Raw genomic sequence first — 26,336 nt, 5'->3', positions numbered from 1 at the left:
ACACGCGCCATGGCCACCAAATCCAAAATAAGCCCCGACCTGTCGGCTCATCTGGCCCGGCTGCAGTCGCAATTCAGCGGCCTGAATCCGAACGATCCCTCTTCATGGCCCGCCCTGCCGCGCAATCTGCTGGCGGCGGCGGTGGCGCTGCTGGTGGTGATTATTTTGTGGTTCGTCTGGCTCAACAACTCCGATGCCGAACTGGAGGCAGACCGTGCCCAGGAAGTCACGCTGCGCGCGGACTACCAGAAAAAGGTGGCGCAGGCCGTGAATCTGGATGCCTTGAAGAAGCAGCGTGAACAGGTTCTGCAGTATGTGACGCAGCTGGAAAAGCAGCTTCCCAGCAAGGCCGAGATGGATGCGCTGTTGTCAGACATCAACCAGGCGGGCCTCGGGCGCAGCCTGCAGTTCGACCTGTTCCGTCCCGGGCAGGTCGTGGTCAAGGATTACTACGCGGAACTGCCCATCGCGGTGCGGGTGACGGGCAGCTATCACGATATCGGCGCCTTTGCCTCCGACATCGCCAACCTGTCGCGGATCGTGACCCTGAACAACCTGAGCATCGTGCCGGGGAAAGATGGCGCGCTGTCCATGGATGCCACCGCCAAGACCTTCCGTTACCTTGACCAGGATGAGATTGAAGCCCAGCGCAAGGCCGCTGCGCCTAAGGGAGCCAAGAAATGACAGTCGCGCGCATGGCTCTGGTCTGCCTGGCCACGCTGGTGCTGGCGGGCTGTGGTGCCTCCGACCACGAAGAGTTGCAGGAGTGGATGACCGCGCAGCGCAACGCCGCGCATCCCCGCATCACCCCCATTTCCGAGCCCAAGCAGTTCATTCCGCAAAGTTACACCGAAGCCGGCGTGATAGACCCCTTCAGCCTGCAGAAGCTGACCCAGGCCCTGAAGCGCGAGTCTGGCCAGGGCGCCTCCAATGCAGCACTGGTGGCCCCCGAGCTGGCGCGCCGCAAGGAGCCGCTGGAGGCGTTTCCGCTGGACGCCATGGTCATGGTCGGAAGCCTGGACAAGGCGGGCAAGCCGGTGGCGCTGGTGCGGGTCGACAACCTGCTGTACCAGGTTCGCCCGGGCAACTACCTGGGGCAGAACTATGGCCGGATCACCAAGATCACCGAAACAGAAGTCACTTTGCGCGAAATTGTGCAGGACGCCGCTGGCGAATGGATTGAACGCCCTGCCACATTGCAGTTGCAAGAGAGGTCAAAATAAATGGATCACCAGAACACGACGGCATACCGGGCATGGCGCTACATCGGGGTGGCCCTTGGGGCCGCGCTGATATCGCTTTCCGCGTATGCGCAAAATGCGATCGAAGCCGTCAGCGGCTCGATCCAGGGGGGCTCCGAAGTGATCCGGATCGACTTGACGCAACCGCTGGCGGCGGTTCCCACCGGGTTTTCAATCCAGACGCCGGCCAGAATCGCGCTCGACTTTCCGGGGGTGACGAACGGCCTGGGCCGCTCCACCGTGGACATCAACCAGGGCAACCTGAAGTCCGTCAATGTCGTGCAGGCGGGAGAACGCACGCGGGTGGTGCTCAACCTCAAGCGGATCGCGGCCTACAAGACCGAAATTCAGGGCAAGTCGCTGCTGATCTCGCTGGAGTCGACCGCCGCTGCGGCGCCGGCCGTGGCCGCAACGTCCACTTTTGCCGAAAACGGCAATCGCGACACCGTACCCATCAAAAACCTCGATTTCCGGCGCGGCACAGGCGACACCGGCAAGGTCGTGGTGGACCTGGCAAATGACCAGGTGGGTGTCGACATTCGCCAGCAGGGGCAGACCCTGGTGGTGGAGTTCATGAAGTCATCGCTGCCCGAGGGGCTGCGCCGCCGCCTGGACGTGGCGGACTTCGGCACGCCGGTGCAGACCATCACCACGTTCCAGTCGGGCGACCGGGTGCGCATGGTGATTGAGCCCAAGGGCGCCTGGGAGCACAGCGCCTACCAGAGCGGCAACCAGTTCGTCATAGAAGTCCGGCCGCAAAAAATCGACCCGACCAAACTGACCCAGGGCCAAGGTTACAACGGCGAAAAGCTGTCGCTGAATTTCCAGAACATCGAGGTTCGATCGCTGTTGCAGGTGATCGCCGATTTCACCAACTTCAACGTGGTCACCTCCGACTCGGTGACGGGCTCACTGACGCTGCGGCTCAAGGACGTGCCGTGGGACCAGGCGCTGGACATCATTCTGCAGGCCAAGGGCCTGGGCATGCGCAAGAACGGCAGCGTGCTGTGGATCGCGCCCAAGGATGAGCTCGATGCCAAGGAAAAGCGTGATCTCGAAGCCAAGGCCGCACTGCAGGGGCTGGAGCCCTTGCGGACCCAGTCGTTCCAGCTCAACTACGCCAAGGCGGTCACCATTGCCGGGCAGTTGAACGGCGTTGGAGTCGCCGGTGCGGGCGGTGGTGGCGGTGCCGGCAGCACCGGCAGTGCACGTATTTTGAGCCCGCGCGGCAGTGTGATTGCCGAGCCGCGTACCAACCAGCTGTTCGTCTCCGACATTGCCTCCACGCTCGACCAGGTGCAGCAATTGATCAGCAAGCTCGACATTCCGGTGCGCCAGGTGCTGATCGAGGCGCGCATCGTGGAGGCGACCGACACCTTCAGCAAGTCGCTGGGTGTGAGGCTGGGCGGGGGCGTCATCGGGACCCGGTACTCTGCCGGCACCACGCCTTTCACGCCCGCCGGCGTTGCCGGGACGACCTACTCGGTGACCAATTCAGGCGGCGTCGTGACGTCCACGGCCACATCCACCAACCCGCTGTTCAACAACGGCAACTTCGTCAATTTGCCGGCCACCTCGACGGACAGCAATTCGCCCGCCTCGTTTGCACTGTCGCTGTTCACACCCAGCGTCTCGCGCATGCTGAACCTGGAGATTTCGGCATTAGAGGCCGATGGCAAGGGCAAGGTGGTGTCCAGCCCGCGCGTCGTCACGGCCGACCAGACCAAGGCCATCATCGAGCAGGGAACCCAGTTGCCCTACCAGACGGCAACGTCGAGCGGCGCCACCTCGATCGCCTTCCAGAAGGCCAACCTGTCGCTTGAAGTCACGCCACAAATCACGCCCGAAGGCAACATCATTCTGGACCTGGATGTGAGCAACGACTCCGTGGGCCAGGCCACCTCGGCCGGTTATGCGATCAACACCAAGCACGTCAAGACCCAGGTGCTGGTGGAAAACGGCGGCACCGTCGTCATCGGCGGCATTTACACGCTGACCGAGACCAACAACACCGACAAGGTGCCGCTGCTGGGCGACATTCCGGTGGTGGGCAATCTGTTCAAGACCAATTCGCGCGTCTCCAACAAACAGGAAATGCTGGTGTTCATCACACCAAAAATGATCACCGATCGGAACGCGGCGCGGTAAGAACTACAAATCAAGTTAAGGGAGGCGGGAGAGCTATGCGTTATTTGAAATATGTGTTGAGCCTTGTGATCGTCGGGGCTCTGGCCGCGTGTGGGGGGGGAAATCTTCCGGATACGACGACTGGTAGCGGGAGCTCAGGCACTACGCCAGCTATCAGCGTGGCAAGCCTTGCCTTTCAACTTGATAAAAATTCAATCAACAATTCTGGCACCGACAAAGCGGTATTGACCGTAACTGCCCTGAATAGCAGCAACAATCCGGTCAGTGGTGCAAGCTTGGCAGTCGCTGTTGACAGCGGCGTATACACCCCTGTGTCGGCAACAACTGACAGCAGCGGTCAGGCATCAGGAAACATCACAATAGGAAGCAGCAAGGCAAACCGGAATATCAATGCAACGGTAAGTCTGGGCGGAAAGAGCGTTGCGGTTGTAGTTGCCGTCGTTGGTGGCCAAGTTACCCTGACGCCTCTTCCCGCAACACCGAGTCCTGGTACTCCCGTAACTTTGTCAGTCAAGGTGGCCGACTCAAATGGCGCTGGGGTGCCCAATGTGCCCGTTCAACTGACCGGCACTTTGGGGTTCAATCAAACAGTGACTACGGACGTCAATGGCACCGCCTCCGCCAATCTTGGGGCTGCTCCCAATACTGCTGGGACCTATTCCATCATTGCAGCTGGCGTGGGGGTAACAGCCGAGCGTGATGTGCAAGTGGTGAGCACCACCGGTGGCGGCATCCCGGACGCGGTAGGGCCAATCAGCGCCCCCAGTTTGGCGATTACTCCAAATACGATCGCACCCAATACGGTTGGCTCAACAACCAATCGCGCTGGCTTACGCGCAGTTTTTCAGAATGCAGCAAATCAAGCCATACAAAACGTGCGTGTGCGGTTTGAGATCGTCCCGCCTGGGTTGGGCAGTGGCGAGCAAATTTCTACAGTCGGGGCTACTGTTTACAGCGATGTCAGTGGGGTAGCTATTGCTGACTATATTGCGGGTACTCGTTCCAGCCCGACGAATGGCGTTGTGATCCGTGCCTGTTATGGGTTAACAGATGCCTCCATTGCCAATGGAGCATGTCCTCAGTTTGTGACTGCGACGTTGACGGTTGCCGGTCAGCCCTTGTCCATTACCTTGGGTGACAATAATCTTTTGACTAGGGGAAACAACAGCCTCACTTACATCAAGCAGTTCGATGTCGCTGTAGCGGATTCTGCCGGCGTTGCCGTCGCAAATGCCATAGTGTCGGCCAGTGTCGATATTACGTATTATGGTAAAGGCTCTTATGCAGCGGCTCGTACTTGGTGTCTGAATGAAGACACCAATCGCAATGGTTTCCTCGATGTGGGCGAAGACGTTAACGGCAACGGCAAGCTTGATCCCCGCAAGGCGGATGTCATTTTGTCTTTCACTGGGTCTAATGTGACTGGCTCGAATGGCCGAACAACCATTCAAGTCGAATACCCGCAAAATGTGGCTACATGGATCGACTATACGGTCAAGGTAACGACCAGTGTTGCTGGATCAGAGGGCACAGATCAAAAGAGTTACATCACCAGCTTTATCCAGGGCGACGACACGAACGGCTCTTTTTTGACGCCACCCTATGGTGTCGGTGGGTGTACCAACCCTAATTGACGGTGCCTTCTGTTGAGAACATCCAAGTAGCCCTTGTCGGCCTTCCCGGCTCCGGCAAATCCACCGTCGGGCGACAACTCGCCCGGCGGCTTCAGCTTCCCTTTATCGACTCTGACCCGGTGATCGAGCGCCGTCTGGGCTGCTCGATCCGCGCGTATTTCGAGCGCGAGGGCGAAGAGAGCTTTCGCGACGTGGAGGAGGCCGTGCTCGACGAGCTGACGCAAACCCACGCCGGCGTGCTGTCCACCGGCGGCGGCGCGGTGCTGCGGGCCGCCAACCGCGAACGGCTGCACACGCGCAGCCACGTGGTGTACCTGCACTCGGCGCCCGAGGAGGTGTTCCGCCGCCTACGCCGCGATGTGAACCGGCCGCTGCTGCAGGTGGACGACCCCTTGAGCCGCCTGCGCGACCTGTATGCGGTGCGCGACCCTTTGTACCGCGAAGCGTCGCATTTCGTGATCGAAACCGGGCGCCCCTCGGTGGCCACGCTGGTCAACATGATCGTGATGCAGCTGGAGCTGGCCGGCATCGTTCCGCCACACTAGCGCTCGCTGCAGCTCGCCACGCCGGGGCGATCGCACCGGTCGCTAAACTCGGGGTCTATGCAAGCCACCACCGTTACCGCCGCCGCGCCCCTTGCGCAGGTGCAAATCCGCCTGGGCGAGCGCAGCTACCCGATTGCGATTGGCACCGCCCTGCTGGACAACCCCGCCACCTGGGCGGCGCTGCCGCGCGCTGCTACGGCCCTGATCGTGACCAACGCCACCGTTGCGCCCCTGTATGCACAGCGTTTGCAGGCCGCCCTGGCGGGCCGCTATGGCGCGATTCATACCGTGGTGCTGCCCGACGGCGAGGAATTCAAGACCTGGGCCACGTTGAACCTGATTTTCGACGCGCTGCTGCAGCATGCCAGCGACCGCAAGACCGTGCTGTTCGCGCTGGGCGGCGGCGTGGTGGGCGACATGACGGGCTTTGCCGCGGCCAGCTACATGCGCGGCGTGCCCTTTGTGCAGGTGCCGACCACGCTGCTGGCGCAGGTCGATTCATCGGTCGGCGGCAAGACCGCCATCAACCACCCGCTGGGCAAGAACATGATCGGCGCGTTCTACCAGCCGCAGCTCGTCGTGTGCGACCTCGACACGCTGCAGACCTTGCCGGCGCGCGAGCTCAGCGCCGGACTGGCCGAGATCATCAAGTACGGGCCGATTGCCGACATGGCGTTTTTCGGCTGGATCGAGGCGAACCTGCCGGCGCTGCTGGCGCGCGAACCCGCAAAGCTGGCGCATGCCGTCAAGCGCAGCTGCGAGATCAAGGCGCGCGTGGTCGCCCAGGACGAGCGCGACGTGGGCCTGCGCGCCATGCTCAATTTTGGCCACACGTTTGGCCATGCCATCGAGGCCGGCCTGGGCTACGGCGCGTGGCTGCACGGCGAGGGCGTCGGCTGCGGCATGGTGATGGCGGCGACGCTGTCGCAGCGGCTCGGTCTGGTGGACGAGGCGTTCGTGCAGCGGCTGACCGCGCTGATTCGCAGCGCCGGTTTGCCCGTGCAGGGGCCGAAGCTGGCGAGCACCGATAACGCGGGCCGCTATCTGGAATTGATGCGCGTGGACAAAAAAGCCGAGGCCGGCGAGATCAAGTTCGTGGTGATTGACGCCCCCGGCAGCGCCGCGCTGCGCAGTGCGCCCGACGCGCTGGTGCGCGCCGTGGTGGACGCCTGCTGCGCCTGATGATGCCGGCCCATGGTTGCTATTAAAAATGGAGCTGTCTGCGAAGATGTGGCAAGGGCTAGAGGCTGATTTGACTCAAAAATTTGAGCGGCCGCCGTATGCCTGCGACCCGGCCCGCTCGCGCGGGCGCCGTCACGCGGAAGCGGCCGCGCCCACGCGCACCGAATACCAGCGCGACCGCGACCGCATCGTGCACTCCACGGCGTTTCGCCGGCTGGTTTACAAGACCCAGGTGTTCCTGAACCACGAGGGCGACCTGTTCCGCACGCGGCTCACGCATTCGCTCGAAGTGGCGCAGTTGGGGCGCTCGATTGCGCGCTCGCTTGGCCTCGATGAAGACCTGGTCGAGGCGATCGCGCTGGCGCACGACCTCGGCCACACGCCGTTCGGCCACGCCGGGCAGGACGCGCTGAACGACTGCATGGTCGATCATGGCGGCTTCGAGCACAACCTGCAAAGCCTGCGCGTGGTCGATCAGCTCGAGGAGCGCTACCCGGCCTTCGACGGACTCAACCTGACGTTCGAGACGCGCGAGGGCATCCTCAAGCACTGTTCGCGCGCGAATGCGCAGCGGCTCGAGGCGCAGGAGCCGGGCGGCGTCGCGCGACGCTTTCTGGAGCACACCCAGCCCAGCCTGGAGGCGCAGCTGTGCAACCTGGCCGACGAGATCGCCTACAACGCGCACGACATCGACGACGGCGTGCGCTCGGGGTTGATCACGCTCGAGCAATTGCAGGAGGTTGCGCTGTTCGACGGCTACCGCGTGCAAACGCTGCGCGAATACCCGCAGCTGCAGGGCCGGCGCCTGCTGTACGAGGCCATCCGGCGCATGCTGAGCGCACAGGTGTACGACGTGATCGACGCCACGCGCGCGGCGCTGCAGGTGGCGCACCCGCACAGCGTGGACGAGGTCCGGCTGGATGCGCCGCTGGTGCGTTTTGGCGACGTCATGCGGCAGAGCTCGGCCGCGCTCAAGCGTTTTCTGTTTCAAAACCTGTACCGGCATCCGCAGGTGGTCGAGACCACCGCGAAGGCGCAGGAAGTGGTGCGCGAGCTGTTTGCCGTGTACCGCGCGGATCCCGCGCAAATGCAGGCCGACTTTGCCGCACGGCGCGACCCGTTCCGCTCGGTGTCGGACTATATCGCCGGCATGACCGACCGCTTTGCCGCGCACGAGCATGAACGGCTGACCGGCCGCAAACTGTTCTCATGAGCCGCCGGGCCGCTCCCAAGGCGACAACGAAGTTGCGGCGAAGACTCACAACTGCGCGAAGCGCTTGTGACGTCGTAACCAATACCGCAGCGCGTCGCGCGGAGGTTTCCGAATGAGCCGCCAGGCTGCTGCGGCGAAGGGCATCGACCCGGCGCTCATCGTCATTCTGGCGGGGGTGAGCGCAGCGCTGCACGTGGGCAAGCTGCCGCCCGCCATTCCGGTGCTGCGCGAGGCGCTCGGGGTAACGCTGGTGCAGGCGGGTTTTCTGCTCTCGCTGGTGCAACTGGCCGGCATGACCTTGGGGCTGGCCGTGGGGCTCGCGGCCGACGGCCTGGGGCTCAAGCGCAGCATGGTGGCCGGGCTGCTGATCCTGTCGGCGGCCGGCGCGCTGGGCGGCTGGGCGCACGACGCCTCTGCCTTGCTGGGGCTGCGTGCGGTCGAGGGTTTTGGCTTTCTGCTCGCGACCGTGCCGGCGCCCAGCCTGATCCGCCTGCTGGTGGCGCCGCGGCGCCTGCCCGTCATGCTGGGCCTGTGGGGCACCTATATGCCGTTTGGCGCCGCCGTGGCGCTGTTGCTCGGGCCGGTGTTCATTGGCGCGACGAGCTGGCAGACGTGGTGGTGGCTGCTGGCGGGCACGTCTTTCGCGATGACGTTGTGGCTGGCGTGGGCGGTGCCGGCCGACCGCCATCGGCATGCCGCCCCCCCGGGCGCGAGCCCGGCCGGGGCCGTGCACAGCTGGCCGCAGCGCCTGCGCCAGACGCTCACGGCGCGCGGCCCGTGGCTGGTGGCGCTCAGTTTTGCCGTGTATTCGGGGCAGTGGCTGGCCGTGATCGGATTTTTGCCCTCCATCTACGCGCAGGCCGGGTTCTCGGGTGCCGCCACCGGCGCGCTCACGGCGCTGGCGGCGGCGATCAACATGGTGGGCAACATTGCCTCGGGCCGGCTGTTGCAGCGCGGCGTGCGTCCGCGCGTGCTGCTGTATGCGGGCTTCGTCACCATGGGGCTGGGCACAGTGGCCGCCTTTGCGGAGCTGCACGGCAGCGGCCTGCCGCCGCTGTTGCGCTACGCGGCAGTGCTGCTGTTCTCGATGATCGGCGGCGTGATTCCGGGCACGCTGTTCTCGCTCGCGGTCAAGCTCGCGCCGAGCGAGCGCACCGTCTCCACCACGGTCGGCTGGATGCAGCAATGGTCGTCCTTCGGCCAGTTTGTCGGGCCGCCGCTGGTCGCGTGGGTCGCCAGCCGCGTGGGTGGCTGGCAATGGACCTGGGCCGTCACGGGCGCCTGCTCGCTGCTGGGCCTGGCGCTGGCGGGGCAGATCGGGCGCCTGATCCAATCGCTGGAGCCCCCATCCTTGCAACCGGAGCGTTGACATGAACGAACACGAACCAACGCCGCCACAGGACTTGCCAGCTTTTCACGCCACCGTGCGGCAGGACATGCGCCGCTGGCTGGAGCGCGCAGTGATTGGCCTGAACCTGTGCCCGTTTGCGAAGGCGGTGCATGTGAAGGGGCAGATTCACTATGCGGTGAGCAGCGCGCGCGACCCGCAGGCGCTGCTGACCGATCTGGAATTTGAGCTAGAAGACCTTGTAACCCAGGACCCGCAAGCGCGGGACACTACGCTTTTGATAGCGCCGCATGGTTTGCAGCGGTTCGCCGACTTCAACGATTTTCTGGCCGAGGCGGACGCGGCCCTGCTCCGGCTCGAGCTGGAAGGCATCGTCCAGATCGCCAGTTTTCACCCGCACTACCAGTTCGCCGGCACCGACGCGGACGACATCACCAACTTCACGAACCGTGCGCCATACCCCACGCTGCACCTGCTGCGCGAAGACAGCATGGACCGCGCCGTGGCGGCGTTTCCCGAGGCCGGGCAGATTTTCGAGGCCAATATGCAGACGCTGGAAAAACTGGGCCACGCGGGCTGGGACGCGCTGGGTGTTGGGCCGACACCGGGCAAACCCGGGCAGGCCTGAGCCGCAACCCACCTCGAACCTTGTCATTTTTGTCCCGCATGTTGTCATTCCGGCCTTGAGCCGGGATCCATACCCCCGCGTGGCAAGATCGCGCCATGAAGCCTCCCAAAATTGCGCCCGCGGGTGCTGCGCCTGCCATCGAACCCGAAATCCGCCCCGGCCAGTCGCTCGAACTGCTCAAGGAGCTGCACATCCTCACGCGCGAGGGCAAGCTCAACCAGAACTCGCGGCGCAAGCTCAAGCAGGTCTACCATCTGTACCAGTTCATCGAGAAGCTGCTGCTGGAGCTGCCGGCGTCGGACGCGGGCATCACGCTGGCCGACCACGGCGCCGGCAAGTCGTACCTGGGCTTCATCCTCTACGACCTGTTTTTCAAGGCGCTGCCGGCGGGGCAGATCTACGGCATCGAGACCCGGCCCGAGCTGGTGCAGAAGTCGCGCGAACTGGCCGCACGGCTGGGCTTCAAGCGCATGCGTTTCCTGAACCTCAGCGTTGCCGAGTCGGCCGAGTCCGCCGAGCTGCCGGAGCGGATCGACGTGGTCACGGCGCTGCATGCCTGCGACACCGCGACCGACGACGCGATCGCGTTCGGCCTGCAAAAGCACGCGCAGTTCATGGTGCTGGTGCCGTGCTGCCAGGCGGAGGTGGCGAGCTGCCTGCGCCAGAACAAGGCGCTGGCGCTCGCGCGCACGCCGCTGGCCGAGCTCTGGCGCCATCCGCTGCACACGCGCGAACTGGGCAGCCAGATCACCAACGTGCTGCGCTGCCTGTACCTGGAGGCCAGCGGCTACCAGGTCACGGTGACCGAGCTGGTCGGCTGGGAGCACAGCCTGAAGAACGAGCTCATCATCGCGCGCTACAACGGCCAGAAAAAACGCAGCGCCGCCGAGCGGCTGCGCGCGGTGCTGGAAGAGTTTGGCCTGACCGAGTTGCTGCAGAGCCGGTTCAAGCTTGCGCCCAAATTAATGGGGGTCAGATTCCAATTATGATGAGGCGGATCGCAGCCCTATCATCATTGTCATGGCCCGCCTTCCCCGTCTCACCATTCCCGGCTACCCGCACCATGTGATCCAGCGCGGCAACAACCGCCAGGCCATTTTTGCGTCTGCAGGCGACTACCAGATGCTGCTGGACCTGCTGCAGGACAACGCGCGCAAGTTCGGCGTCGCGCTGCATTCGTACGTGCTGATGACGAATCACTTCCACCTGCTGGCCACGCCCGAGTCGGCCGAAGCACTGCCGCAGATGATGCAGGCGGTGGGGCGGCGTTATGTGCGTTATTTCAACGATGCGCAAGGGCGCAGCGGCACGCTGTGGGAGGGGCGCTACCGATCCACCCTGATTCAGACCGAGCGCTACCTGCTGGCGTGCATGGTGTATATCGACCTCAATCCGGTGCGCGCGGGGCTGGTGGCCGAGGCGCGCGATTATCCGTGGTCCAGCTACGCCCACAACGTGGGATTGCGTGCCGACCGGCTGATCACGCCGCACCCGCTGTACTGGGCGCTGGGTAACACGCCATTCGCGCGCGAGGCGGCGTATGCCGAGCTGGTGCGCGCGGGTGTCGACGCGAAGCAGCAGGCTGCGTTGACGGAGTCGGCCTTGCGCGGCTGGGCGCTCGGTGAGCCCGACTTTGTGGCCGATCTGCAAAGGCGCACTCAGCGGCGCGTGAGCAAGGCACAGGCCGGGCGGCCGGTGAGAAGGCCGGATTCTCCCTGAGAAATGCGCTTGGTCATTATTTCATCAGCATATATTGCTATCAATTTTGATTTGTCCCTATTTATTAATTAGATTGGTTACTAGGTAGTTAATTAGAATCTGACCCCAATTATTTTTCTTGGAATTATTGCTGCGCTGCACTAAACTCGGTTTCTTTGCGAAACACTGAAGGAGCGCGCCATGACAACGGCTGCCGAGATCGAGCATCTCCAACAACACGGTTTGTATTCATCCAGCCACGAGCATGACTCGTGCGGCGTTGGTTTCGTGGCGCATATCAAGGGCCACAAGTCGCACGATATTGTCAAGAACGCACTCAAGATCCTGGAAAACCTCGATCACCGCGGCGCCGTCGGTGCCGACAAGCTGATGGGCGACGGCGCGGGCATCCTGATCCAGCTGCCCGACGCGCTGTACCGCGAGGAGATGGCCCGGGCCGGGACGGCCCCTGACGGTTCCGTGGGCGTGGTGCTGCCGCCGCCCGGCGAATACGGCGTGGGCATGATCTTCCTGCCCAAGGAGAACGCCTCCCGGCTGGCCTGCATGCAGGAGATGGAGCGCGCCATCAAGGCCGAAGGCCAGGTGCTGCTGGGCTGGCGCGACGTGCCGGTGAACCGCGAGATGCCGATGTCGCCGACCGTGCGCGCCAAGGAGCCGGTGCTGCGCCAGGTATTCATCGGCCGCGGCAACGACGTGATCGTGCAGGACGCGCTCGAGCGCAAGCTCTACGTGATTCGCAAGACGGCCAGCGCGCACATCCAGAACCTCAAGCTCAAGCACAGCAAAGAGTACTACGTGCCCAGCATGTCCAGCCGCACGGTCATCTACAAGGGCCTGTTGCTGGCGGGTCAAGTCGGTACCTACTATCTGGATCTGCAGGACCCGCGCTGTGTTTCGGCCCTGGGCCTGGTGCACCAGCGATTTTCCACCAACACCTTCCCCGAGTGGCCGCTGGCGCACCCGTACCGCTACGTGGCGCACAACGGCGAGATCAACACCGTCAAGGGCAACTACAACTGGATGAGGGCGCGCGAGGGCGTGATGAGCTCGCCGGTGCTCGGCGCCGACCTGCAAAAGCTCTACCCCATCACCTTCCCGGGCCAGTCGGACACCGCCACCTTCGACAACTGCCTGGAGCTGCTGACCATGGCCGGCTATCCGATCAGCCAGGCCGTGATGATGATGATCCCCGAGCCGTGGGAGCAGCACACCACCATGGACGAGCGCCGCCGCGCCTTCTACGAGTACCACGCCGCCATGCTGGAGCCTTGGGACGGGCCGGCCTCCATCGTGTTCACCGACGGCCGCCAGATCGGCGCCACGCTGGACCGCAACGGCCTGCGCCCCGCGCGCTACTGCGTGACCGATGACGACCTGGTGATCATGGCGTCCGAGTCGGGCGTGCTGCCGGTGCCCGAGAACAGGATCGTGCGCAAATGGCGGCTGCAGCCCGGCAAGATGTTCCTGATTGACCTGGAGCAGGGCCGCATGATCGACGACGAGGAGATCAAGGCCACGCTGGCCAACAGCAAGCCCTACAAGCAGTGGATCGAGAACCTGCGCATCCGGCTCGACGACGTGCAGGACAACTCGATCCTGACCGAGCCGACCGATGGCACGCGCATGGGTTCGGACGAGGACAGCACCACCATGTCGTCCAGCTCGGGCCTGATGGAGTCGCCCGCGCTGCTCGATCGCCAGCAGGCGTTTGGCTACACGCAGGAAGACATCAAGTTCCTGATGTCGCCGATGGCCGTGAATGGCGAGGAGGGCACCGGCTCGATGGGCAACGACAGCCCGCTGGCCGTGCTCTCGGGCAAGAACAAGGTGCTGTACAACTACTTCAAGCAGCTGTTCGCGCAGGTGACGAACCCGCCGATCGACCCGATCCGCGAAGCCATCGTGATGTCGCTGGTGTCCTTCATCGGCCCCAAGCCGAACCTGCTGGACATCAACCAGGTGAATCCGCCGATGCGCCTCGAAGTTGCCCAGCCGATACTGAACGGCGCCGACATGCAAAAGCTGCGCGACATCGACGCGCACACGCAGGGCAAGTTCAAGAGCTACACGCTCGATATCACCTACCCGCTGGCCTGGGGCCATGAGGGCGTGGAGGCCAAGCTGGCCTCGCTGTGCGCGGAGAGCGTGGACGCGATCAAGGGCGGCAAGAACATCCTGATCATCAGCGACCGCGCCGTAAGCAGCACGCAGATCGCCATTCCGGCGCTGCTCGCGCTCTCGGCCATTCACCAGCACCTGGTCAAGACCGGCCTGCGCACCACCGCCGGCCTGGTGGTAGAGACCGGTTCGGCACGCGAGGTGCATCACTTCGCCGTGCTGGCGGGCTACGGCGCGGAAGCCGTGCACCCGTACCTGGCGATGGAAACGCTCGCCAGCATGGCGCAGGGCCTGCCGGGTGAGCTGAGCGCCGAGAAGGCGGTCTACAACTACGTCAAGGCGATCGGCAAGGGCCTGTCCAAGATCATGTCCAAGATGGGCGTGTCCACCTACATGAGCTACTGCGGCGCGCAGCTGTTCGAGGCCATCGGCCTGAACAGCGACGTGATCGACAAGTACTTCACCGGCACCTCCAGCCGCGTCGAGGGCATCGGCGTGTTCGAGATCGCGCAGGAGGCCATCCGCATGCACAAGGCCGCCTTCAGCGACGACCCGGTGCTGGCCAACATGCTGGACGCCGGCGGCGAGTACGCCTGGCGCACGCGCGGCGAGGAGCACATGTGGACGCCCGATGTGATTGCCAAGCTGCAGCACAGCACGCGCGCCAACAACTGGACCACCTACAAGGAGTACGCGCAACTGGTGAACGACCAGTCGCGCCGCCACATGACCTTGCGCGGCCTGTTCGAATTCAGGATCGATCCGGCCCGCGCCATTCCCGTGGAAGAGGTCGAGCCCGCGAAGGAAATCGTCAAGCGCTTCGCCACCGGCGCCATGTCGCTCGGCTCGATTTCGACCGAGGCCCACGCCACGCTGGCCGTCGCGATGAACCGCATCGGTGGCAAGAGCAACACCGGCGAGGGCGGCGAAGATCCGGCGCGCTACCGCCAGGAGCTGAGGGGCATCCCGATCCAGCAGGGCCAGACGCTGGGCGATATCGTGGGCACCGACGTGACCGAGGCCGAATACACGCTGGACGCCGGCGACTCGCTGCGCTCGCGCATCAAGCAGATCGCCTCGGGCCGCTTCGGCGTGACGGCAGAGTACCTGTCCTCGGCCGACCAGATCCAGATCAAGATGGCGCAGGGCGCCAAGCCCGGCGAGGGCGGCCAGCTGCCCGGTGGCAAGGTGTCCGAGTACATCGGACGGCTGCGCCACAGCGTGCCCGGTGTCGGCCTGATCTCCCCGCCGCCGCACCACGACATCTATTCGATCGAAGACCTCGCGCAGCTGATCCACGACCTGAAAAACGTGGCGCCGCATGCCAGCGTCAGCGTCAAGCTGGTGTCCGAGGTGGGGGTCGGCACCGTGGCGGCCGGCGTGGCCAAGTGCAAGAGCGACCACGTGGTGATCGCCGGCCATGACGGCGGCACTGGCGCCTCGCCCTGGTCGTCCATCAAGCACGCGGGCAGCCCGTGGGAAATCGGCCTGGCCGAGACCCAGCAGACGCTGGTGCTGAACCGCCTGCGCGGGCGCATCCGCGTGCAGGCCGATGGCCAGATGAAGACCGGCCGCGACGTGGCCATTGGCGCGCTGCTCGGCGCCGACGAGTTCGGCTTCGCCACCGCGCCGCTGGTAGTCGAGGGCTGCGTCATGATGCGCAAGTGCCACCTCAACACCTGCCCGGTGGGTGTCGCCACGCAGGACCCAACCTTGCGCAAGAAGTTCACGGGCAAGCCCGAGCACGTGGTCAACTACTTCTTCTTCATTGCCGAGGAAGTGCGCCAGATCATGGCGCAGCTCGGCATCCGCAAGTTCGACGACCTGATTGGTCGCGTCGACCTGCTCGACACCAAGAAGGGGATTGAGCACTGGAAGGCCGCCGGCCTCGATTTCCACCGCCTGTTTGCCCAGCCCGAAGTGCCGCTCGATGTGCCGCGCCACCACGTGGAGGCGCAGGACCACGGGCTGGAGAAGTCGCTCGACAACCTGCTGATCGAGAAGTCGAAGGCCGCCATCGAGCGCGGCGAGAAGGTCAAGTTCATCGAGGTGGCGCGCAATGTGAACCGCTCGCTGGGCGCCATGCTCTCGGGCGCGCTGACCAAGGTGCGCCCCGAAGGCCTGCCCGACGACACCATCCGCATCCAGCTGGAGGGCACGGGCGGACAGTCGTTCGGCGCGTTCCTGGCCCGGGGCATCACGCTGTACCTGATCGGCGACGCCAACGACTACACCGGCAAGGGCCTGTCGGGCGGACGCATCGTGGTGCGCCCGAGCATCGATTTCCGCGGCGCGGCCACGCAAAACACCATCGTCGGCAACACCGTGATGTATGGCGCGACCACGGGCGAGGCCTTCTTCAGCGGCGTGGCCGGGGAGCGCTTTGCAGTGCGCCTGTCGGGCGCCACCACGGTGGTGGAAGGCACGGGCGACCACGGCTGCGAATACATGACCGGCGGCACCGTGGCGGTGCTGGGCAAGACCGGGCGCAACTTTGCCGCCGGCATGAGCGGCGGCGTGGCCTATGTGTATGACGAAGACGGCCAGTTCGCCAAACGCTGCAACCCGGCCATGGTGTCGCTGGACAAGGTGCTGACCGCGGCGGAGCAGCAGGCCAGCGTGGACGCGGTGCTGTGGCACCGCGGGCAGCTGGATGAGACGCAGCTGAAGGCGTTGCTGGAAGACCACCACCGCTGGACCGGCAGCAAGCGTGCACGCGAACTGCTGGACGACTGGGCGCACGCGCGCACCAAATTCGTCAAGGTGTTCCCGAACGAATACAAGCGTGCGCTGTCGGAAATCGCGGCGCGCGCCGCGCAGGCCCAGATTGATGCATCAAAAGCGGCTGCAGCCCATACCGCATCTTCGCAGTCAGCTATCAAAAAAGAAGCAATCGCAGCCAAATAAGAATCGACAGGACAGGAATCATGGGAAAAATCACCGGCTTCATGGAATTCGGGCGCATCGAGGAGGGCTACAAGCCCGTCGCCGAGCGCGTCAAAAACTACAAGGAGTTCGTCATCGGGCTCGATGACGCACATTCAAGGGTCCAGGCCGCGCGCTGCATGGACTGCGGCACGCCGTTTTGCAGCAGCGGCTGCCCCGTCAACAACATCATTCCCGACTTCAACGACCTGGTGTACCGGGGCGACTGGAAGAACGCGTTCGCGGTGCTCGATTCGACCAACAACTTTCCCGAGTTCACGGGCCGCATCTGCCCCGCGCCGTGCGAGGCGGCCTGTGTGCTCAACATCAATGACGACGCGGTGGGCATCAAGTCGATCGAGCACGCGATCATCGACCGCGCCTGGGCCGAGGGCTGGGTCGTGCCGCGCGTGGCCGCGCACAAGACCGGCAAAAAAGTGGCGGTGGTCGGCTCCGGCCCGGCGGGCCTGGCGGCGGCGCAGCAACTCGCGCGCGCCGGCCACGACGTGACACTGTTCGAGAAGAACGACCGCATCGGCGGCCTGCTGCGCTACGGCATTCCCGACTTCAAGATGGAGAAAAAGCACATCGACCGGCGCATCGGGCAGATGCAAAAGGAAGGCGTCACGTTTCGCACCGGCGTGATGATCGGGCAGTTGCCGAAAGACTCGAAGGTCATCAACTGGGCCACGGCAACCATCACGCCCGAGCAGTTGCAAAAGGACTTTGATGCGGTGATGTTGACGGGCGGTGCCGAGCAGTCGCGCGACCTGCCGGTGCCGGGGCGCGAGCTCGATGGCATCCATTTCGCGATGGAATTCCTGCCGCAGCAAAACAAGGTCAACGCGGGGGACAAGGTCAAGGGCCAGATCTCCGCGGCCGGCAAGCACGTGATCGTGATCGGCGGCGGCGATACCGGCTCCGACTGCGTCGGCACCAGCAACCGCCACGGGGCCGCGAGCGTGACGCAGTTCGAACTGCTGCCGCAGCCGCCGATCGAGGAAAACCGGCCCATGACCTGGCCCTACTGGCCGATCAAGCTGCGCACCTCCTCCTCCCACCAGGAGGGCTGCGAGCGCGAATTCGCCATCTCCACCAAGGCCTTTGCCGGGGAAAAAGGCAAGGTCACGGGGCTGACCACGGTGCGCGTCGAATGGAAGGACGGCAAGATGGTGGAAGTGCCCGGTTCCGAGCAGACCTTGAGGGCCGATCTGGTGCTGCTGGCCATGGGGTTCACCGCGCCGGTGGGCAGCATCCTGGAGGGCTTCGGCGTGGAAAAAGACGCCAGGGGCAATGCCAGGGCCGGCACGGAGGCGGTCGGTGGCTACGCCACCAACGTCCCCGGCGTGTTCGCGGCAGGCGACATGCGCCGCGGCCAGAGCCTGGTGGTCTGGGCGATTCGCGAGGGCCGGCAGGCCGCGCGCGCGGTGGATGAATTTCTGATGGGGTTTAGCGAGCTGCCACGCTGAAATTCGCCTATGGGTGTTATCCCTTATCATGCAAAAGCCGGGATGAATCCGGCTTTTGTGTTTTATGACTGCACCCAACCCTGAATCGCTCATCGACATCCGCGGCCTGACCTTTGGTTATGGCGAGCGCGTGGTTCTGGACGACATCTCACTGACTGTCCCGCGCGGCAAGGTCACGGCGCTGATGGGCGCCTCGGGCGGCGGCAAGACCACGGTGCTGCGCCTGATCGGCGGCCAGTACAGGGCACAGCGCGGCGAGTTGCTGCTCAATGGCGCGGACGTCGGCAAGATGGACCGGGCGGCGCTGTACGCCGCGCGCCGGCGCATGGGCATGCTGTTCCAGTTTGGCGCCCTGTTCACCGATTCGAACGTGTTCGACAACGTCGCCTTCCCGCTGCGCGAGCACACCGACCTGCCCGAGGTCCTGATCCGCGACATCGTGCTGATGAAGCTCAATGCCGTGGGCCTGCGCGGCGCGCGCGACCTGATGCCCGCAGAGGTGTCCGGCGGCATGGCGCGCCGCGTGGCGCTGGCCCGCGCGATTGCGCTCGACCCCGAGCTGGTGATGTACGACGAACCGTTCGCGGGGCTGGACCCGATTTCGCTCGGCACGGCAGCGCGCCTGATCCGCCAGCTCAACGACACCATGGGGCTCACCAGCATTGTGGTGTCGCACGATCTGGACGAGACCTTTCGCATCGCCGACCAGGTCATCATCCTGGCCAACGGCAAGATCGCCGCGCAGGGCACGCCCGACGAGGTCCGCCACAGCCAGGACCCGCTGGTGCACCAGTTCGTGAATGCGCTGCCCGACGGGCCGGTGCACTTTCACTACCCCGGCCCGTCGATCGCGCAGGATTTTGGTGACGGCCCCGCTGCCGCGTCGCGGCGGGGAGCAGGCCGATGAGCTGGTACAAGCCGTCCGACGTGGGGTTCGCGGTGCGCAGCAAGCTCGCCGACATCGGCCGCGCCACGCGCCTGTTCGTGCGCCTGCTGTCCCTGGCCGGACCGAGCTTTCGGCGCTTCGGGCTGATTCGCGACCAGATCCATTTTCTGGGCAATTACTCGCTGGCCATCATCACCGTGTCGGGCCTGTTCGTCGGCTTCGTGCTCGCGCTGCAGGGCTACTACACGCTGCAGCGCTACGGCTCGTCGGACGCGCTGGGCCTGCTGGTCGCGCTTGGCCTGGTGCGCGAGCTCGGGCCGGTCATCACCGCGCTGCTGTTTGCCGGACGCGCCGGCACCTCGCTCACGGCGGGCATCGGCCTGATGAAGGCGGGCGAGCAGCTCTCGGCCATGGAGATGATGGCGGTGGATCCGGTCAGCCGCATCCTGGCGCCGCGTTTCTGGGGCGGCGTGATTGCCATGCCGCTGCTGGCGGCGGTGTTCAGCGCGGTCGGCATCATTGGCGGCTGGGTTGTCGGGGTGCTGATGATCGGGGTCGATTCGGGCTCGTTCTGGAGCCAGATGCAGGGCGGTGTGGATGTCTGGGCCGACGTGGGCAATGGCGTGCTCAAAAGCATCGTGTTCGGCTTCACCGTGACCTTCATTGCGCTCTTGCAGGGGTTCGAGGCGCAGCCAACGCCCGAGGGAGTTTCGCGCGCCACCACGCGTACGGTGGTGGTGGCGTCTCTGGCGGTCCTGGGTCTGGACTTCGTTCTGACCGCGCTGATGTTTAGTATTTGATTGGGAAGGATGCCATGCAACGCTCCAAAAGTGATTTATGGGTCGGATTGTTCGTCTTGATCGGCGCCGCGGCGCTGCTGTTCCTCGCGTTGCAATCGGCCAATCTGCTGTCGCTGAATTTCCAGTCCACCTACCGGCTGACTGCCAAATTCGACAATATCGGCGGGCTCAAGCCCAAGGCGGCCGTGAAGAGCGCGGGGGTGGTGGTGGGACGCGTCGAATCGATTACGTTTGATGACAAGTCTTATCAGGCCCGTGTCACACTGTCGATGGACAGCGGCTACGCTTTCCCCAAGGACAGTTCGCTGAAAATTCTCACCAGCGGCCTGCTGGGTGAGCAATACATCGGCATCGAAGCCGGTGCCGACGCCAAAATGCTGGTCGCCGGCGATACCATTACCAGCACCCAGTCGGCCGTGGTGCTGGAAAATCTGATCAGCCAGTTTTTGTACAGCAAGGCGGCCGAAGGGCCTTCTTCCCCGGGGGCAGCCAGTAAAAAATGAACGCGTGTGAGTATCCGTCGATTGCCATGAAAAGAAGAGCTGTCCGTGCAGCCTGGGCGGGGGCGTTGGCCGTGTTTGTCTTGTTATCGGGGTGCGCCACCGGCCCCAGTGCGAATCCGCGCGATCCGTTCGAGCCCTTCAACCGCAGCGTTTCCAAATTCAATGATGCGGTCGATGACGCCGTCCTGAAACCGGTCGCGACGGCCTATGTCAAGGTCACGCCTGCCGTGGCGCGTACCGGCGTGAGTAATTTTTTCGGCAACCTGGGCGACGCCTGGTCGGCCGTGAACAGCGTGCTGCAACTGCATGGCCAGGATGCGGCTGAAAGCGCGATGCGCTTTTCCTTCAACACCGTGTTTGGCCTGGGCGGCCTGCTGGACATTGCCGGCGAAGCGGGCATTCCCCGGCACAAGGAAGATTTCGGCCGCACGCTGGCGCGCTGGGGCGTGCCGACCGGGCCGTACCTGGTGCTGCCGCTGCTCGGGCCGTCCACCGTGCGCGACACCGCCGCCCTGCCGGTCGACTGGCAGGGCAATCTGATTTCGCGCGTGAACCCCGCCACCGACCGCAATGAGCTTTATCTGTTGCAAACGGTGTCGACGCGCGCGAGTTTGCTCCGGGCCAGCGCCTTGCTGGATGAGGCTGCGCTCGACAAATACAGCTTCACGCGCGATATTTTCCTGCAGGTCCGGGGTGGCAGGATCGGCAGCGGGCCGGACGCGGATACCGATCAGAACCCGACCCAGCAGAACCAGAATGTGCCCTTGTTCAAATGGAATTTCCCGAGTTTCCCGGGCTTGTCGCGCTGACCCATGCGGACCATGCCGTTGCAGACCGTTTCATGGGGTGACTTGCCGTTGACGAAACCCGTCGGCGCGGGCGCCCTCCAACACGTTATCAGGATACGGGGTCGTCAATGGGCCCGCTTTAAGAAGGAAAAACCATGAATCGACGTTTTCTGGGCCAAGTTGCGGTGTCGCTGCTGGCGGTTTTTGCGGCCACCGGTGCACTCGTGGCGCATGCCGCCGACGAAGCGCCCGACGCGCTGGTCAAGCGCCTGTCCACCGACGTCCTGAACAGCATCAAGGCCGACAAGTCCATTCAGGCTGGCGATATTTCCAAGATCGTGGCGCTGGTCGACAGCAAGATCATGCCCAACGTGAACTTCCAGCGCATGACCGCCTCGGCCGTCGGCCCGGGCTGGCGCCAGGCCACGCCCGAGCAGCAGCAGAAGCTGCAGGACGAGTTCAAGACCCTGCTGGTGCGCACCTACTCGGGCGCGCTGTCGCAGGTCAGCAACGACCAGACCATCGTCGTGCAGCCGCTGCGCGCCGGCGCCGACGACAGCGATGTCGTGGTGCGCACCCAGGTCAGGGGCAGTGGCGACCCGATCCAGCTCGATTACCGGCTGGAGAAAACGCCGGGCCAGGGCTTTGGCTGGAAAATCTACAACCTGAACGTGATGGGCGTATGGCTGGTCGAAACCTATCGCAGCCAGTTTGCGCAGGAAATCAACGCCAAGGGCATCGACGGCCTGATTGCCACGCTGACCGAGCGCAACAAGGCGAACGCCAGGAAAAGCTGAGCATGAGAGTCGCCGGGCCGTCCCAAGACACGAAGGCCCCCTCGGGGGGCAGCGCAGTACGCGCAGCGACAAGCGTGGGGGCCATCTAATGCTTGTATTGCCCTCCGAGCTGATGCAGCGCGAGGCGACGGCCTGCCTGCACATGCTGGTGCAGGGGCTGCGCTCGCAGCCTGATGCGGTCGTGGTGGCCGATGCCGCCGCATTGACCTCGTTCGATTCGTCGGCGCTGGCCGTGCTGCTGGAATGCCGGCGCCAGGCGCACGCATCGGGCAAGACGTTTGGCGTGAAGCATCTGCATCCGCGCCTGCGCGAACTCGCGGCACTCTATGGTGTGGGTGAGTTGCTGCCGGCCACGCCCTGACTTTCCTGCGGAGCGTGCCGTGTGCTGGCCGCCCCCTGTGGGGCTGCTGGCGGCGGAAAAAGCAGGCAGCGGGCCCAGGCCTTAAAATCACCGGCTCCCATGCCCGCCATCTCCTTTCAGTCCGTCTCCAAAACCTATTCCCTGGCACACGGTCAGCTCAAGGCACTGGACCGGGTCAGCTTTGACATCGAAGATGGTGAATTTTTCGGTTTGCTCGGCCCCAATGGCGCCGGCAAGACCACCCTCATCAGCATCCTGGCCGGCCTGTCCCGCGCTACCGGCGGCAAGGTGCTGGTGCAGGGCTGCGATGTGCAGGCCGACTACGCGCAGGCGCGCCGCAAGCTCGGCGTGGTGCCGCAGGAACTGGTGTTCGACCCGTTTTTCAGCGTGGTTGAAGCCCTGCGCATCCAGTCGGGCTATTTCGGCGTCAAGAACAACGGCGCCTGGATCGACGAGCTGCTGGCCAGCCTGGGCCTGGCCGACAAGGCCGACGCGAACATGCGCCAGCTCTCGGGCGGCATGAAACGCCGCGTGCTGGTGGCGCAGGCGCTGGTGCACAAGCCGCCCGTCATCGTGCTCGACGAGCCCACCGCCGGCGTGGACGTGGAGCTGCGCCAGACCCTGTGGCAGTTTGTCGCCAAACTCAACAAGCAGGGGCACACCGTGCTGCTCACAACGCACTACCTGGAAGAGGCCGAGGCCCTGTGCGGACGCATTGCGATGCTGCAAAACGGCCGCGTGGTGGCGCTGGCGCCGACCTCCGAGTTGCTCAAGTCGGCCTCCAGCAATGTGCTTCGCTTCAAAATTGATAGCGAACTCCCCAAGGCGCTGGCCGACAAGGCGCGTATTACGGGCCGCATCGTGCAGTTCCCCGCGCACAACGCCTTCGAGATCGAGCAGTACCTGGGCGCCATTCGCGAGGCCGGGCTGCACGCCGAAGACATCGAAATCCGCAAGGCCGACCTGGAAGACGTGTTCCTGAATGTCATGGCCGGCAAGTCCGCGGGAGCTGCGGCCCTGAATGCCGACGGTCCGGTACCCGACGAGGCCGACAGCACGGTGCGCGAAGCGGCCGGCATGGGAGTCGCATGAACGGTTGGCAGACGCTGCTGTACAAGGAAGTGCTGCGCTTCTGGAAGGTTGGCTTCCAGACCGTCGCTGCGCCGGTGCTGACCGCGATTTTGTACCTGCTGATCTTCGGCCATGTGCTCGAAGGCAGCGTCAAGGTGTTCGGCACGATCAGCTACACGGCGTTTCTGGTGCCGGGCCTGGTCATGATGAGCGTGCTGCAAAACTCGTTTGCCAACAGCTCGTCGTCGCTGATCCAGAGCAAGATCATGGGCAACCTGGTGTTCGTGTTGCTCACGCCGCTGTCGCACTGGAGCTGGTATGTGGCCTATGTGGGCTCGTCCGTGGTGCGCGGGCTGGCGGTGGGCGCCGGCGTGTTCCTCGCGACGGTGTTTTTTATCCACCCGGGCGTCGTGGCGCCGCTGTGGGTGCTGGCGTTCGCCGTGCTCGGCGCGGCGATCCTGGGCTCGCTGGGGGTCATCGCCGGGCTCTGGGCCGAAAAATTCGACCAGATGGCGGCGTTCCAGAACTTCGTGATCGTGCCCATGACGTTTTTGAGCGGGGTGTTTTACTCGATTCATTCGCTGACGCCGTTCTGGCAGAGCGTCAGCCACCTGAACCCGTTCTTCTACATGATCGATGGCTTTCGCTACGGCTTTTTCGGCGTCAGCGATGTCTCACCGTGGCTCAGCCTGGGCATCGTGGGCGCGGCGCTGGTGGTGGTCAGCACGCTGGCCGTGCATCTGCTGCGCATAGGCTACAAAATCCGGGGCTGAAAGGAACACAACCCATGACCGCTGAAGAACTCCAATCCCTCATTGCCGCGGCGCTGCCCTGCGACCACATCGAGCTCGAAGGCGACGGCCGCCACTGGTACGCCACCATCGTGTCAGCCGAGTTCGAGGGCAGGCGTGCCATCCAGCGCCACCAGCGGGTGTATGCCGCGCTGGGTGCGAAAATGCTCACCGACGAGGTCCACGCCTTGTCGATGAAAACCTTCACGCCGGCCGAGTGGGCCGTCGAACCACACTGATTCTTTCATGGACAAATTGCTGATTCGCGGGGGCCGCCAGCTCCACGGCGAAGTGCGGATTTCCGGCGCCAAAAACGCGGCGCTGCCCGAGATGTGCGCCGCCTTGCTGACCGACGAGACCGTCAACCTGCTCAACGTGCCGCGCCTGCACGACGTGGCGACCATGCGCCGGCTGCTCGACAACATGGGCGTGCGCACCGAGACGCACGGCGAGCGCGGCGGCCTGTCGCTGCAGGCGGGCGCGCCGATCAAGCCCGAAGCACCGTATGAGCTGGTCAAGACCATGCGCGCCTCGGTGCTCGCGCTCGGGCCGCTGCTGGCGCGCTTTGGCGAGGCCACGGTGTCGCTGCCCGGGGGCTGTGCCATCGGCTCGCGCCCGGTCGACCAGCACATCCGGGGCCTGCAGGCGATGGGCGCCGAAATCGTGGTCGAGCACGGCTACATGATCGCCAGGCTGCCCCAGGGCCGCACGCGCCTGCAGGGCGCGCGCATCACCACCGACATGGTGACCGTCACGGGCACCGAGAACCTGATGATGGCGGCGACGCTGGCCGAGGGTGAGACGATTCTGGAGAACGCCGCGCAGGAGCCCGAGATTGCCGATCTGGCCGCGATGCTGATCAAGATGGGCGCCCAGATCGACGGCCAGGGCGGCAGCCGCATCCGCGTCAAAGGGGTTGAAAAACTTCATGGCTGCACGCATCAGGTGGTGGCGGACCGCATCGAGGCTGGCACCTTTTTGTGCGCGGTCGCGGCCACCGGCGGCGACGTGCTGCTGCAGCACGGCCGCGCCGACCATCTGGATGCGGTGATCGACAAGCTGCGCGATGCCGGCGTCAGCGTCACGGCCATGGAGGGCGGCATCCGCGTGCAGTCGCCCGGGGCCGGTTCGGGCCGCCTCAAGGCCCAGAGTTTCCGCACCACCGAATACCCGGGTTTTCCGACCGACATGCAGGCCCAGTTCATGGTGCTCAACTGCATCGCGCAGGGCCCTAGCCTGGCGACCGAGACGATTTTCGAGAACCGCTTCATGCACGTCAACGAGCTGATTCGCCTGGGTGCGAATATCCAGATCGACGGCAAGGTGTCGATGGTCGAAGGGGTTGAAAAGCTCTCGGGCGCAACCGTCATGGCCACCGACCTGCGCGCGTCCGCCAGCCTCGTGATCGCCGGCCTGGTGGCCGATGGCGAGACCCAGGTCGACCGCATCTACCATCTGGATCGCGGTTACGACCAGATGGAGATCAAGCTGCGCGGCATTGGCGCCGACATCGAGAGGGTGAAATGATCACACTTGCGCTCTCCAAGGGCCGCATCTTCGACGAAACCCTGCCGCTGCTGCGCGCGGCCGGCATCGAGGTGCGGGGCGACCCGGAAAAATCGCGCGAGCTGATCCTGGCCACCAACCAGAGCGACGTGCGCGTGCTGGTGGTGCGCGCCACCGACGTGCCGACCTATGTGCAGTACGGCGGCGCGGACCTGGGGATCACCGGCAAGGACACGCTGCTCGAGCATGGCAGTCTGGGCCTGTACCAGCCGCTGGACCTGCAGATTGCCAAATGCCGCATCAGCGTCGCGGTGCGCGAGGGCTTCGACTACGCCGATGCCGTGCAGCAGGGCAGCCGGCTGAAGGTGGCGACCAAGTACGTCGCCATCGCGCGCGATTTCTTCGCCACCAAGGGCGTGCATGTGGACCTGATCAAGCTCTACGGCAGCATGGAGCTGGCGCCGCTGACCGGGCTGGCCGACGCGATCGTCGACCTGGTCTCCACCGGCAACACCCTCAAGGCCAACCACCTGGTCGAGGTCGAGCGCATCATGGACATCAGCGCGCGTCTGGTGGTGAACCAGGCCGCGCTCAAGCTCAAGCAGGCGCCGATCCGCCGCATCATCGACGCGTTTGCCACCGCCGTCGCCCAGTAATTTATTT

At 64.5% G+C, this 26,336-nt stretch carries 23 protein-coding genes and 1 pseudogene; all 24 read left to right on the top strand.

Translation table 11 applies throughout. The features are described from left to right. The first annotated feature begins 9 nt into the window (after positions 1-9). The 24 genes and pseudogenes from B0E49_RS15735 to hisG all read left to right on the top strand — a co-directional run bounded on the left by B0E49_RS15735 (position 10) and on the right by hisG (position 26,329). Positions 10-684, top strand: a complete 675-nt coding sequence (locus B0E49_RS15735; RefSeq protein ID WP_077563182.1) for a type IV pilus inner membrane component PilO — start codon at positions 10-12, stop codon at positions 682-684. After that, the gene (locus B0E49_RS15730) at positions 681-1,223 is read left to right on the top strand and encodes a pilus assembly protein PilP (protein WP_077563180.1); all 543 of its coding nucleotides are present in this window, start codon (positions 681-683) and stop codon (positions 1,221-1,223) included. Before B0E49_RS15735 ends, B0E49_RS15730 begins: the two co-directional genes overlap by 4 nt. After that, positions 1,224-3,389: a type IV pilus secretin PilQ gene (locus tag B0E49_RS15725; RefSeq protein ID WP_077563178.1), complete on the top strand. Its 2,166-nt coding sequence runs from the start codon at positions 1,224-1,226 to the stop codon at positions 3,387-3,389. A 35-nt stretch (positions 3,390-3,424) separates the two neighbouring features. Next, a complete protein-coding gene (locus B0E49_RS15720; protein WP_077563177.1) occupies positions 3,425-5,023 on the top strand; it encodes an Ig-like domain-containing protein in 1,599 nt (532 codons plus the stop codon). Between the two features lie 20 nt (positions 5,024-5,043). Further along, on the top strand, positions 5,044-5,568 hold the full coding sequence (locus tag B0E49_RS20925; protein ID WP_077563249.1) for a shikimate kinase: 525 nt from the start codon (positions 5,044-5,046) through the stop codon (positions 5,566-5,568). A 57-nt stretch (positions 5,569-5,625) separates the two neighbouring features. Then, positions 5,626-6,750, top strand: a complete 1,125-nt coding sequence (gene aroB / locus B0E49_RS15710; protein WP_077563175.1) for a 3-dehydroquinate synthase — start codon at positions 5,626-5,628, stop codon at positions 6,748-6,750. A 70-nt stretch (positions 6,751-6,820) separates the two neighbouring features. After that, on the top strand, positions 6,821-7,963 hold the full coding sequence (locus B0E49_RS15705; RefSeq protein ID WP_502688712.1) for a deoxyguanosinetriphosphate triphosphohydrolase: 1,143 nt from the start codon (positions 6,821-6,823) through the stop codon (positions 7,961-7,963). A gap of 112 nt (positions 7,964-8,075) precedes the next feature. After that, on the top strand, positions 8,076-9,332 hold the full coding sequence (locus B0E49_RS15700) for an MFS transporter (protein ID WP_077563173.1): 1,257 nt from the start codon (positions 8,076-8,078) through the stop codon (positions 9,330-9,332). A 1-nt stretch (position 9,333) separates the two neighbouring features. Continuing rightward, positions 9,334-9,939 (top strand): DUF1415 domain-containing protein, encoded by a 606-nt coding sequence (locus tag B0E49_RS15695; protein WP_077563171.1) that lies wholly within the window; start codon positions 9,334-9,336, stop codon positions 9,937-9,939. A gap of 95 nt (positions 9,940-10,034) precedes the next feature. Next, positions 10,035-10,928: a class I SAM-dependent methyltransferase gene (locus tag B0E49_RS15690; protein WP_077563169.1), complete on the top strand. Its 894-nt coding sequence runs from the start codon at positions 10,035-10,037 to the stop codon at positions 10,926-10,928. A gap of 31 nt (positions 10,929-10,959) precedes the next feature. Continuing rightward, entirely contained in the window at positions 10,960-11,658 is a 699-nt protein-coding gene (locus B0E49_RS15685; RefSeq protein WP_077563168.1) for a transposase, read from the top strand. A 180-nt stretch (positions 11,659-11,838) separates the two neighbouring features. Further along, positions 11,839-16,683: a glutamate synthase-related protein gene (locus B0E49_RS15680; RefSeq protein WP_077563166.1), complete on the top strand. Its 4,845-nt coding sequence runs from the start codon at positions 11,839-11,841 to the stop codon at positions 16,681-16,683. Between the two features lie 20 nt (positions 16,684-16,703). Further along, complete coding sequence (locus tag B0E49_RS15675) at positions 16,704-18,170, top strand: glutamate synthase subunit beta (protein ID WP_077563165.1); 1,467 nt, start codon at positions 16,704-16,706, stop codon at positions 18,168-18,170. A gap of 64 nt (positions 18,171-18,234) precedes the next feature. Then, positions 18,235-19,077 (top strand): ABC transporter ATP-binding protein, encoded by an 843-nt coding sequence (locus tag B0E49_RS15670; RefSeq protein WP_077563164.1) that lies wholly within the window; start codon positions 18,235-18,237, stop codon positions 19,075-19,077. After that, positions 19,074-19,856, top strand: coding sequence for a lipid asymmetry maintenance ABC transporter permease subunit MlaE (gene mlaE / locus B0E49_RS15665; RefSeq protein ID WP_077563163.1), 783 nt, complete (start codon positions 19,074-19,076; stop codon positions 19,854-19,856). The genes B0E49_RS15670 and mlaE overlap by 4 nt, the downstream gene beginning before the upstream one ends. 14 nt (positions 19,857-19,870) lie before the next feature. After that, on the top strand, positions 19,871-20,359 hold the full coding sequence (gene mlaD / locus B0E49_RS15660) for an outer membrane lipid asymmetry maintenance protein MlaD (RefSeq protein WP_077563247.1): 489 nt from the start codon (positions 19,871-19,873) through the stop codon (positions 20,357-20,359). Positions 20,360-20,385: 26 nt separating this feature from the next. Further along, positions 20,386-21,168: an MlaA family lipoprotein gene (locus tag B0E49_RS15655; protein ID WP_144264590.1), complete on the top strand. Its 783-nt coding sequence runs from the start codon at positions 20,386-20,388 to the stop codon at positions 21,166-21,168. 134 nt (positions 21,169-21,302) lie between these two features. Continuing rightward, positions 21,303-21,944 carry an MlaC/ttg2D family ABC transporter substrate-binding protein gene (locus B0E49_RS15650; RefSeq protein WP_077563160.1) on the top strand — a complete coding sequence of 214 codons (642 nt, stop codon included), beginning with the start codon at positions 21,303-21,305 and terminating at the stop codon, positions 21,942-21,944. Positions 21,945-22,014: 70 nt separating this feature from the next. Further along, a pseudogene (locus B0E49_RS15645) lies at positions 22,015-22,305 on the top strand (STAS domain-containing protein); the annotation flags it as partial. Positions 22,306-22,404: 99 nt separating this feature from the next. After that, complete coding sequence (locus B0E49_RS15640) at positions 22,405-23,397, top strand: ABC transporter ATP-binding protein (protein WP_077563156.1); 993 nt, start codon at positions 22,405-22,407, stop codon at positions 23,395-23,397. After that, positions 23,394-24,149, top strand: coding sequence for an ABC transporter permease (locus B0E49_RS15635; protein ID WP_077563154.1), 756 nt, complete (start codon positions 23,394-23,396; stop codon positions 24,147-24,149). Before B0E49_RS15640 ends, B0E49_RS15635 begins: the two co-directional genes overlap by 4 nt. A gap of 14 nt (positions 24,150-24,163) precedes the next feature. Further along, positions 24,164-24,406: a BolA family protein gene (locus tag B0E49_RS15630; RefSeq protein ID WP_077563152.1), complete on the top strand. Its 243-nt coding sequence runs from the start codon at positions 24,164-24,166 to the stop codon at positions 24,404-24,406. A 7-nt stretch (positions 24,407-24,413) separates the two neighbouring features. Then, on the top strand, positions 24,414-25,694 hold the full coding sequence (gene murA / locus B0E49_RS15625) for a UDP-N-acetylglucosamine 1-carboxyvinyltransferase (protein WP_077563150.1): 1,281 nt from the start codon (positions 24,414-24,416) through the stop codon (positions 25,692-25,694). Next, positions 25,691-26,329, top strand: a complete 639-nt coding sequence (gene hisG / locus B0E49_RS15620) for an ATP phosphoribosyltransferase (RefSeq protein WP_077563148.1) — start codon at positions 25,691-25,693, stop codon at positions 26,327-26,329. Before murA ends, hisG begins: the two co-directional genes overlap by 4 nt. Positions 26,330-26,336 lie beyond the last annotated feature (7 nt).

This window comes from Polaromonas sp. C04, assembly GCF_002002705.1.
Taxonomy (GTDB): domain Bacteria; phylum Pseudomonadota; class Gammaproteobacteria; order Burkholderiales; family Burkholderiaceae_C; genus Rhodoferax_A.
Note: the sequence above shows the minus strand (reverse complement) of the source record. Positions and strands in the feature narration are given on the sequence as shown.

Bases quoted from the DNA above. Each gene is read 5' to 3' on its own strand.
- B0E49_RS15685 (WP_077563168.1), top strand. From the start codon at position 10,960: ATGGCCCGCCTTCCCCGTCTCACCATTCCCGGCTACCCGCACCATGTG.
- murA (WP_077563150.1), top strand. From the start codon at position 24,414: ATGGACAAATTGCTGATTCGCGGGGGCCGCCAGCTCCACGGCGAAGTG.
- B0E49_RS15675 (WP_077563165.1), top strand. From the start codon at position 16,704: ATGGGAAAAATCACCGGCTTCATGGAATTCGGGCGCATCGAGGAGGGC.
- B0E49_RS15700 (WP_077563173.1), top strand. From the start codon at position 8,076: ATGAGCCGCCAGGCTGCTGCGGCGAAGGGCATCGACCCGGCGCTCATC.
- hisG (WP_077563148.1), top strand. From the start codon at position 25,691: ATGATCACACTTGCGCTCTCCAAGGGCCGCATCTTCGACGAAACCCTG.
- B0E49_RS15640 (WP_077563156.1), top strand. From the start codon at position 22,405: ATGCCCGCCATCTCCTTTCAGTCCGTCTCCAAAACCTATTCCCTGGCA.
- B0E49_RS15735 (WP_077563182.1), top strand. From the start codon at position 10: ATGGCCACCAAATCCAAAATAAGCCCCGACCTGTCGGCTCATCTGGCC.
- B0E49_RS15650 (WP_077563160.1), top strand. From the start codon at position 21,303: ATGAATCGACGTTTTCTGGGCCAAGTTGCGGTGTCGCTGCTGGCGGTT.
- B0E49_RS15655 (WP_144264590.1), top strand. From the start codon at position 20,386: ATGAAAAGAAGAGCTGTCCGTGCAGCCTGGGCGGGGGCGTTGGCCGTG.
- B0E49_RS15690 (WP_077563169.1), top strand. From the start codon at position 10,035: ATGAAGCCTCCCAAAATTGCGCCCGCGGGTGCTGCGCCTGCCATCGAA.
- B0E49_RS15730 (WP_077563180.1), top strand. From the start codon at position 681: ATGACAGTCGCGCGCATGGCTCTGGTCTGCCTGGCCACGCTGGTGCTG.
- B0E49_RS15720 (WP_077563177.1), top strand. From the start codon at position 3,425: ATGCGTTATTTGAAATATGTGTTGAGCCTTGTGATCGTCGGGGCTCTG.
- mlaE (WP_077563163.1), top strand. From the start codon at position 19,074: ATGAGCTGGTACAAGCCGTCCGACGTGGGGTTCGCGGTGCGCAGCAAG.
- B0E49_RS15670 (WP_077563164.1), top strand. From the start codon at position 18,235: ATGACTGCACCCAACCCTGAATCGCTCATCGACATCCGCGGCCTGACC.
- B0E49_RS15630 (WP_077563152.1), top strand. From the start codon at position 24,164: ATGACCGCTGAAGAACTCCAATCCCTCATTGCCGCGGCGCTGCCCTGC.
- aroB (WP_077563175.1), top strand. From the start codon at position 5,626: ATGCAAGCCACCACCGTTACCGCCGCCGCGCCCCTTGCGCAGGTGCAA.
- B0E49_RS15725 (WP_077563178.1), top strand. From the start codon at position 1,224: ATGGATCACCAGAACACGACGGCATACCGGGCATGGCGCTACATCGGG.
- mlaD (WP_077563247.1), top strand. From the start codon at position 19,871: ATGCAACGCTCCAAAAGTGATTTATGGGTCGGATTGTTCGTCTTGATC.
- B0E49_RS15695 (WP_077563171.1), top strand. From the start codon at position 9,334: ATGAACGAACACGAACCAACGCCGCCACAGGACTTGCCAGCTTTTCAC.
- B0E49_RS15680 (WP_077563166.1), top strand. From the start codon at position 11,839: ATGACAACGGCTGCCGAGATCGAGCATCTCCAACAACACGGTTTGTAT.
- B0E49_RS15635 (WP_077563154.1), top strand. From the start codon at position 23,394: ATGAACGGTTGGCAGACGCTGCTGTACAAGGAAGTGCTGCGCTTCTGG.